Consider the following 586-nt stretch of genomic DNA (forward strand, 5'->3'; position numbering starts at 1 on the left):
TCGGAAATGATCTTGTACTTGCCTTCGTTGATCGACGAGATCGAGTACATCACCACGAAGAACGCGAACAGCAAGGTGATGAAGTCGGCGTAGGAAACCAGCCAACGTTCATGGTTCACATGTTCTTCATGTTGCCTGCGACGAGCCATGATCCATTTCCCCCATCAATCCATGAAGCCCTGAAGCTTCAACTCAATAGAGCGAGGGTTTTCACCTTCGGCGATCGACAGGATCCCTTCCAGCAACATTTCGCGATAGCGCGACTGCCGTAACGCGATGGACTTGAGCTTGGCGGCAATCGGCAACAGCACCAGGTTGGCACTGGCCACGCCGTAGATGGTAGCGACGAAGGCGACGGCGATGCCACTGCCCAGTTGCGATGGGTCGCCCAGGTTGCCCATGACGTGGATCAGGCCCATCACCGCACCGATGATACCGATGGTCGGCGCGTAGCCGCCCATGCTTTCAAAGACCTTGGCGGCTTCGATGTCGCGGCTTTCCTGGGTGTAGAAATCCACTTCCAGAATGCTGCGGATCGCTTCCGGCTCGGCACCGTCGACCAGCAATTGCAGGCCTTTACGCGAGT

General features: G+C 56.7%; 2 protein-coding genes. Both read right to left on the bottom strand.

The window, feature by feature from the left end:
- On the bottom strand, positions 1-149 hold a 149-nt coding region (locus AC1DLB_RS31625), incomplete at its 3' end, for a flagellar motor protein MotB (RefSeq protein ID WP_477786483.1).
- Between the two features lie 15 nt (positions 150-164).
- Positions 165-586: flagellar motor protein (locus AC1DLB_RS31630; RefSeq protein WP_477786482.1), on the bottom strand; the 422-nt coding region annotated here is incomplete at its 5' end.

The organism is Pseudomonas sp. 05N434, assembly GCF_056396965.1.